At 67.5% G+C, this 1598-nt stretch carries 1 protein-coding gene; it reads right to left on the bottom strand.

Features of this window, described 5'->3' with window-relative positions:
• Positions 1 to 54: 54 nt before the first annotated feature.
• Complete coding sequence (locus CHF16_RS39130) at positions 55 to 1440, bottom strand: IS256 family transposase (RefSeq protein ID WP_089331234.1); 1386 nt, start codon at positions 1438 to 1440, stop codon at positions 55 to 57.
• Between the last annotated feature and the right edge of the window lie 158 nt (positions 1441 to 1598).

A 1598-nucleotide genomic window follows, 5' to 3' on the forward strand; every position in this document is an offset into this window, starting at 1 on the left:
GGAGCCTGTAACTCGAAGTGTGTAAAGATGATCTTGTTGTGGGTCTGGTTGTCTTTACTGGATGCGGTCTGGGTAGGCGTCGGCGAGTTCGTTGAGGGCTTCGGCCCACCCGTAGGTCTTCTGGCCCTCGATGAGCCGTGCCGGATAGCCGGCGCGGACACCGTCCAGGTCGGCTCTGGCGGCGCGTTCGCGTGCGCGTTTGTCCTCGATGTTGAGGATGGCCAGCCAGAGCAGCTTGACCACCGCGTCGTCGGTCGGGAAGTGGCCGCGGGCCTTGGTGACCTTGCGGAGCTGGTAGTTCAGGGACTCGATGGCATTGGTGGTGTAGAGGAGTTTGCGGACGGCGGGGGTGAAGGCCAGGAACGGGATGAACCGTTCCCAGGCGGTTTCCCAGGCCTTCACTGCCTGCGGGTAGCGTCTGCCCAGGTCGGTGTCGGCGAAGGCCGCGAGGGCGTCCAGGGCGGCGTCGGCGTCGGGCGCGGTGTAGACCTTCTTCAGTTCGGCGGCGACGGCGGCGCGGTGCTTGCGCGGGACGGGGCGCAGGCTGTTTCTGATCAGGTGCACCACGCATGATTGGACGGTGGTGTGCGGGAACGCGGCGCAGATGGCGTCCTCGAACCCGGTCAGGCCGTCGACGCAGGCGATGAGGATGTCGTGGACGCCGCGGTTGCGCAGGTCGGCGACCACGCCGCGCCAGAACGCGGCGCCCTCCCCGATCCGGTTGGTGCCGGGCGGGCCGGCCGGGCCGTCGCCGGCTTTGGGGACCCAGATGCCCAGGACGTGTTTGTCGCCGTCGGTGTCGATCCCGACCGCCAGGTAGGCGGGCTTGTTGTGCACGACGTGGTTGTCTCGCACCTTCACCATCAGCGCGTCGAAGAACACCACCGGGTAGACGGGGTCCAGGGGGCGGCGCTGCCAGGCTTTGACCTCGTCCATCACCTGCTCGGTGATGCGGGAGACGGTCTCGGGTGACAGTTGGGTGCCGTAGACCTGGTCGAGGTGGTGGACGATGTCGCGCACCGTCATGCCGTGCGCGTACAGGCTGATGACCATGTCGTCCAGGCCGCCCGACACCCGCCCGGCGCGTTTGGGCACCAGCACCGGCTCGAACGACCCCTTCCGGTCGCGCGGCACCGCCAGGCGGACCGGACCGACCCCGGTCTGCACCGTCTTGGAGATCTTGCCGTTGCGTGAGTTGCCGGTCCCGTACCCGTCGCTGGCGTGCTTGTCATAGCCCAGGTGCGCGGTCAGCTCGGCCTCCAGCGCCCGCTCCAGCACGGCCTTGACCAGGTCGCCGAGCATCGAGCCCTCGCCGGTCAGCCGCAGCCCGCCGGCCTCGTCCCGGGACCGGGCCAGCAGCTGGTCCAGCAGCCGGTCGTCCAGCAGTTCCCGGATCGGGCGGCGCGTGCTGTCCTGCTCGGGCCCACTCACCTCCGTCACGGTAGCCGAAAGATCACTTACGGTAGTTGAAGTGGTGTCGTCGACACGGTCGATCACGGACATGACGTGTGGTTCTCCCCCCGAAGAACGTGGGCGCTTCACCCACTGATCACTTGCTCCCCAGCAAGATCACTTTCCACACCTGAGGGAATACCCCC

The organism is Actinomadura meyerae (genome assembly GCF_900188445.1).
Lineage (GTDB): Bacteria > Actinomycetota > Actinomycetes > Streptosporangiales > Streptosporangiaceae > Spirillospora > Spirillospora meyerae.